Source organism: Selenomonadales bacterium (assembly GCA_018335585.1).
Classification (GTDB): Bacteria; Bacillota; UBA994; order UBA994; family UBA994; genus UBA994.
In genome coordinates, this window is record JAGXRZ010000059.1 from 1 (window position 1) to 6142 (window position 6142).

Below are 6142 nucleotides of genomic sequence, written 5' to 3' on the forward strand. Positions count from 1 at the left end.
CCTCCAATGTCCCCGCTTGGCTTATAGTCATCCACTCATTGGCAGCCTGTATTGCCGGGCACCGCTCGCCATTACCGCGCCGACGGATTTTGGGGGTGGAATACAAAGTTCATCTCAGCGTCTCCGGGTTCTCTCCTTAGCCTCAGGCCGATGTCCTCCCAGCCTACCACATCGCTAGGCGAACGCATATTGTTATAGCTGACATCCAGCCAACGTAACATTTTGTTGCGTGAAACATCCAACCCCGTGAGCTGGCTTCGGCTAACTTCAAGCCACCTAAGATTTGTGTTGTGTGACACATTCAACGCGGTTAGCTGACTCGTGCCTACAAACAGCATACCGAGCCGCTCGTTATTCGACACATCTAGCTCCTTAAGGGCAGTATTCATCAAATCAAGCCTTAGCAACAGGACGCTATTAGATATGTTTATGGCAGTCAGCAGGGGTGCGAATACTTGAACGCTTTCTAAGGCTACATTGTGGGATAGGTCGAGGTGCGTTAATCGCTTAGAGTCAAGGGTGAGGCCCTCTAAGCGAGGAAAATACTCTATTCCTTTGAGGCTCTGAATCTCCCTTGACCGCAGCTCAATATTCAGAACCTGCGCTGCCCGCTCAATAATGACGTAGTCGTCCCAAAAAATCGACTCAGACCTAACGCCGAACTTCCCCAATGTGCCAGCCTTCGATTGGGCCTGGAGGTCTCTCACGAAATAGGGGCACCAGTCGGCTGTGCTTACTAGCTCGCTATCTGGGGGTCGCGAGGGAATGCGGGTGACTAGCGTTATTCCTATTAGCACTAGCAGGACTACAAGAATTACGGGGAACCTATTCTTTTGACTTAACGGGCAAACTGGCACCTCAGACCGTTGCTCTGCCCGATCAATGGGGATGGGTTTCCTTGGCAGAATGGAGAGGCAAGCTTGTAGCCTCAGACAGAAAAACTCTGTGGCTAATTAACCCCACCACCATGGCGATAGAACACGCCTTTGATTTTCCTTTTGAGCGTAAAGGAGAGGGCCTTTCACTGGTCTTTGAGGACTCAATGCTAGTCCTAGACACGGAAGCCACAGACGCAGTCTTAGTCGATCTTGCGTCAGCGGAAGGCTCATAAGCTTTTCGGTGAAATGTTTGTCCTCTCGTTCAGACGCCTTCCTACGGTGCAGCTCTTCGTTTTCAATGTCATAGTATGCTTCGATTAAAGCTCTGTCGCCGCTGAAGAGAACGTCAAGGTTGTATTCGCGGAAGAAGTCAATGCGAGTGTCATCAATCAGCCGCTGCATCTGCTCCCTTCCTTGTTATGCCAAAGTGCTCTATGAAGGTCGAAAGGTTGATCAGGCATTCGCCGTGGCCGGCAGCCATCTTCGCCTGTAATGGTAGGAACCATTTCGAAAACTCCTCAAGACTTACAAGAGTTCCGATAAAAGGGTCAAGCATGTGGTAATCGCCTGCATGAATGAGGCATATTCTGAAATCGCCACCGATACCAACATCTTTTGCGGTATCTTTTGGCTGCCTAGCCGTTTGTACATAAACAGCCAGTGGAACGAGCATAAGAATTATTAGGAAGGCTAATGCAGAGACCCTGTAATATTTAGCCATTTTTACGACTCCTTTCTTACCTTCCTTCCCTTACGAAGTAAAACAAGAAGCGATCGTGCGAATGCGGCAATCAAAGACGCCAGGCCTCTCCCCGGAGACTGTGTGTCGAGCATTGCGTTCACCTCCTGCAGGACAATCAATCTTCGTGCGCTTCCGCATATTACCCCTACAGGGGTGGGAACAACTCAAGAATCCGCTACTCGCGTCAGCATTACGGGTGCGTTTTTACGCCGACTTTCTGCTCGCCTTCTCTGACCAGCAAACTTTCCCAGCAAGAGACTGCGCCGAACTAGCTGCAGACTTAAAAGCGCTCATCTGCGAGGCTAGCTTTGGCGATGAGTATTAAATGTGCCTTGCGCCAAGCAGCCCCCGCCAGCATAAGACCTGTAATAGAGGATATTGCCCAAGGATTTCAGCGATTTTCGCACCCCCTGCACGCCGCGCGCGTGCTTGAGTGCGGGGCGAAGTTGTTGGAAGAGCACGGCGACATCGCCACGGCCTACGAGCTACTTAAGGCAGCCTTACGCTTGAAGAAATAGAGCTCATGCCGTAAAGACGGGCACAGTGCCATTTCGGAAGACTGCGTAACTGATTGGTAGCTGTGACGCCTGCTGCTCACATTGCTTGATGGTAATCTGCCATCTATAATGTTCTTAGCCGATCTTGGCATCCGCTCGGCATGACCAATAGGTAATTTGATAGGTGACAAGGAGGTTCGGGGGAAGATGGCAACTATACCTCAAGCGCTGTTTGAAAAGATTAGGTCTCTGACCGACATAGAAAAGATTAAACTGGTGGATTTCATCCTGATGCAGCTCGATAGACCTGATCCCGAAATCGACCGCATTTGGGTAGATGAAGCTCGTAAACGCTGGTTGGCGTATAAGACGGGTGAGGCAGAGACGGTTCCCTATGAGATAGTCATGGAAAAGTATCGGGCCAGATGAGAATTCACTTCTTAAAGCTCGCACAGTCAGAGGTCGACGATGCATTTTCGTGGTATGATTCTCAAGCGCATGGCCTAGGAACACAATTTCTGGATGATCTTGACCGAGCAGTAAGAAGGATTGCGGCCTTTCCATTCGCGAACGCAGAAATAGAAGATGGGCTTAGGCGCTGTCTTTTGTCAAAGTTTCCATATGGGGTGATCTATGTGCTTGAGTCTGAAGCGATCATTATTGTTGCTGTGGCCCATCTACATAGAGAACCTCGCTACTGGATTGACAGATTGTAGGCGGGTGTTGCGCACGATCGTAGCACCTGTTTTTTGCTTCCCTAACCAAACAATGCTGAGTTTTGCTTAATTACCTCATCTTGCACGCATGGCATCAAGGGCGAGCCTTGCGATATCAGCGGGAAGCAGGCGCGAGTGGAGAGCTCTTTGGCACAGAACTGCGACGGCCAGTATTGAGCTCGCAGCGACAATAGACGCCACGAGCCATACCGGAACGAAAGAGCCAATCTCCAACTGGCGCGCCACTACGCGGCAGCATGCGGCTATCGGAAGCGCACCGGAATTCGCACCCCGTCCTCGAGGGGCATTGCCCCATCTTTAGCATTCCAGCGGAGCGCGACAATGTAGCCGCGGCCGCTCGTCGGAAGCGTGGCCGATAGATCGAGCAGGGTGGGCTGCAAGATCACGTTGTAGTGGCCATGCTCCCACAACCGATATTCGGCTAGGCGTCGTCCTTGTGCATCCAAGATAACCAAGATGCGCCCTTGGTAGTGGTTGGTATCGTGCCACACCCTGAGCGTCCTCGGTAAGACCACTGGCTCCGTTGGGTCAAGCGCCAAGAACAGCCCCCCTAGGTCTAGCAGGTGGCTCTCCTGCAGTAGTTCCACTGCGTGCTGTCTAAGAGAGTGCCGCGAGCCAGTGATATCAAACACAGTGCTTAGCGGCAGCTCCGCCGCGCGACTTAGCGACCTTTGCAGGACGGCAGAGCGGTACGCCTCCATAGCAGCGTCCGCTTCACGCAGTACTCTATCGTCAAATGGTCGAGCAGGCATGGCTGCCAGTCCTGAACCGTCACGCCAAATGCTCAGGGTGCGTGAGTTGTGTGGTTGCAGGGCGGGGGCTGCGGCAAAGTGGAGTATGCGTTCATCTGATGTCCAGAACGCCGAGTTCGGAACAATGACCGGGTCATTTAACTCGGGCAGGGCTTGTTGCACATCGCGCCGATTCACGGCAAACAGCGGTTCCATGATGCCGCGCCGATAAACGTAGATGGCAGTCGCAGCGTCATCACCCGTGGCAGTGACAGCCACATAGTTTCCTCGGCGGGACCAAGCTAGGCTCGTGTAACGCCCCTGATATGCTCTAAAGAAAGAAACTTCGCCTGTGTCTGTGTAAGTGCCCGCGATAGTAACCGCTTGCGCATTCGGTGCGGTCGTTAGCACAAACCCTTGCCAACGAGCTCCAAACTGCGTAGATGGGTCATCTTGCGGCAGGCCGTGGTTATAAACTGTGACACTTGCGACCGCATACTGATGTTCACCCCACAGAGTGAGGCCAAACCTGTGGTCGGTGAAGGCGCCAAAATTGTTAGCTGTAACCTCGGCCCACCTGTCGCGAAGCGCATTGGTGAAGCGTGTGCCGGAGGCCAAAGTCTCGCCGGTATGAATATCTAGCAGCAGAGACTGGCCTTCACTCCAGTTGTATAGGTAGATACGTGGATAGTCGATAGTGGCCTCTGTCCAGTTGATGTCGAGGATATTTCGGTGTAGCGCTATTGGCGCTCCGCGCAATCTCAGAGCCGCCACCTGTGCCCGCGTAATCTCTCTGCGTTCACCTATTACTACATCAACTACTTTGTCTACTGTAGTAGGCTTGGAAGGGGCAACAACATCTGGCGGTCTAGAACCTTCCTCGGCACTCTTTTGGGCACAGCCCACCATACTTAGTAGCAGAACCAGCAAACCTAGCGCGACGAGAAGTCGGTTGTTGAGCGACACACTAACCCTCCTTTTCACTGGTGCTCCACGGGCAAGATAGTAAACGGATTAGGGCTGAGCGCCACTATCCGCGCATCGGATACACTAGCGATGCGAATCCTAGCATTTGTAGTCGGCGTTGCGTTTACATTCCATGACTGCTCTCCATCGTTAGGGGTATTCATAAAGAGCGCAACCCAAGAGACTCCACCGTCAATCGAGAGATCAATGTTGACGTTACCAACTACACCGACCGAGTTCCACCTCAATGTCTGCAGAGTTGAGTTCCGCCAAGACTCTCCCCCCTGGGGCGATGTTACGTGCAACCCCGCAATCGTGAAGTTCCCATTGCTATCATCAGAAACGCTCGGCGAGTCAAGAGACAGAACGCGCACACGCGCTTGAGTAGAGGCAAGGCCCGTCACCATCCATTGAACAGCCCCATTGTTAGGCGTACGAGGAATAATGGTGCTCCAACCACTGCCTCCATTAGTTGATAGGTCTACCCTTACATCACCGCTTATTGCCGCAAAGTCCCAACGAATCGTTTGCTGAGTGTTCAGGGGCCACACTTCTCCGCCATTTGGGGCTACTACTTGCCTCATTCGCAGTGAAACGTTAGTCCTCATGGTTGGCAGATAATTAGTGATTGGCATGCCAGGGCAACCTGCTCCTGTTCCTCCCCCCGTATGATCGTGACCAGTGATTCTAGAAAGCATGCGCCCACTAAGCAAAGCCTGACCTAGCGGATCAAGGCTCCTGAGTCTGAACCTCCAAGCCAACAAATGTTCCGCACTTGACAAAGCTACCGAGGTCGGCAACGTCGTACCGAACATCCCAAGGAAAGCGATTCCCATGCTGCCTGTGTTAAATCCGCCAGCGTGTGCTCCCACAACATCCTGTGGAGGGGTGCCGTCCAGTAAAGGGTTGTGTCGTCCATGATAAATGTTCCCGAACCGATCGACTATGAAGTTGTATCCAATGTCCCCCCAATTGTGCCCTCCGCTAGTTGATGTTGCATGCCAGCGCCAAATGCTACGCACCCAGTCGGCGGCCGCTTCAGGCGTCGGCTGATCATTGTGAGGCACCGCTCCAGTGTGATGGATGATGGCATGTGTAATATTATGGTAAGCAGGAGGCCATCGAGGGGAGTTAAGCTCACCTACAGGCAGGCTACCCCACCACGAAGAGCGTGCAATTATCGGGGGGCGGGAAGCTAAGAGATTTGAACTCGTGACGCTGGTTCCCGTTGCAGTTTGAATGGGCTCTCCTTCCCGATCTAACGCTGGTTCTACGGCAAAATGGTGGGCTAAAACAAGCGTGACAGAGCGTAGAGCAACCCCTTCTGGGGAGGTGATGCTAACAGACCTAATTGCGATGTCCAGAAAGGACGGTAGATAGGGCGTTTTGAGGCTGTGGTAGATTTATTTTACCCCAGCACAACCTAGCGTTAGCGAGGGTTTTTGGGGCAAGGACGTTTAGCTACAGTAAAATTGACCCCAAGGCAAAAATCAGAAGAAAAGGGAAATAATATTCGAAATATGAAGGGAAACCCCCTACCTCTGGCGAATACTTTCTTGTCAAACAAAAAGAACGCAGAGCAAAAAGGAGG

At 52.3% G+C, this 6142-nt stretch carries 8 protein-coding genes; 4 read left to right on the plus strand and 4 right to left on the minus strand.

What is annotated here, in order from left to right:
• Positions 1-71: 71 nt before the first annotated feature.
• Complete coding sequence (locus KGZ66_11175; protein ID MBS3986147.1) at positions 72-671, minus strand: hypothetical protein; 600 nt, start codon at positions 669-671, stop codon at positions 72-74.
• 227 nt (positions 672-898) lie between these two features.
• On the opposite strand from KGZ66_11175, the gene KGZ66_11180 reads away from it, so the two are divergent.
• A complete protein-coding gene (locus KGZ66_11180; protein MBS3986148.1) occupies positions 899-1111 on the plus strand; it encodes a hypothetical protein in 213 nt (70 codons plus the stop codon).
• Between the two features lie 152 nt (positions 1112-1263).
• Here the strand turns inward: KGZ66_11180 and KGZ66_11185 are convergent, their stop codons facing one another.
• Complete coding sequence (locus KGZ66_11185) at positions 1264-1599, minus strand: hypothetical protein (protein ID MBS3986149.1); 336 nt, start codon at positions 1597-1599, stop codon at positions 1264-1266.
• A gap of 335 nt (positions 1600-1934) precedes the next feature.
• Between KGZ66_11185 and KGZ66_11190 the strand changes: the two genes are divergently transcribed.
• The 3 genes from KGZ66_11190 to KGZ66_11200 all read left to right on the plus strand — a co-directional run bounded on the left by KGZ66_11190 (position 1935) and on the right by KGZ66_11200 (position 2833).
• Positions 1935-2138, plus strand: a complete 204-nt coding sequence (locus KGZ66_11190; protein MBS3986150.1) for a hypothetical protein — start codon at positions 1935-1937, stop codon at positions 2136-2138.
• Between the two features lie 186 nt (positions 2139-2324).
• The gene (locus KGZ66_11195; GenBank protein MBS3986151.1) at positions 2325-2546 is read left to right on the plus strand and encodes an addiction module protein; all 222 of its coding nucleotides are present in this window, start codon (positions 2325-2327) and stop codon (positions 2544-2546) included.
• Positions 2543-2833 (plus strand): type II toxin-antitoxin system RelE/ParE family toxin, encoded by a 291-nt coding sequence (locus KGZ66_11200; GenBank protein MBS3986152.1) that lies wholly within the window; start codon positions 2543-2545, stop codon positions 2831-2833. The genes KGZ66_11195 and KGZ66_11200 overlap by 4 nt, the downstream gene beginning before the upstream one ends.
• Before the next feature lie 263 nt (positions 2834-3096).
• On the opposite strand, the gene KGZ66_11205 is transcribed toward KGZ66_11200, so the two are convergent.
• On the minus strand, positions 3097-4551 hold the full coding sequence (locus KGZ66_11205) for a hypothetical protein (GenBank protein ID MBS3986153.1): 1455 nt from the start codon (positions 4549-4551) through the stop codon (positions 3097-3099).
• Positions 4552-4565: 14 nt separating this feature from the next.
• Positions 4566-5618, minus strand: coding sequence for an N-acetylmuramoyl-L-alanine amidase (locus tag KGZ66_11210; GenBank protein MBS3986154.1), 1053 nt, complete (start codon positions 5616-5618; stop codon positions 4566-4568).
• Positions 5619-6142 lie beyond the last annotated feature (524 nt).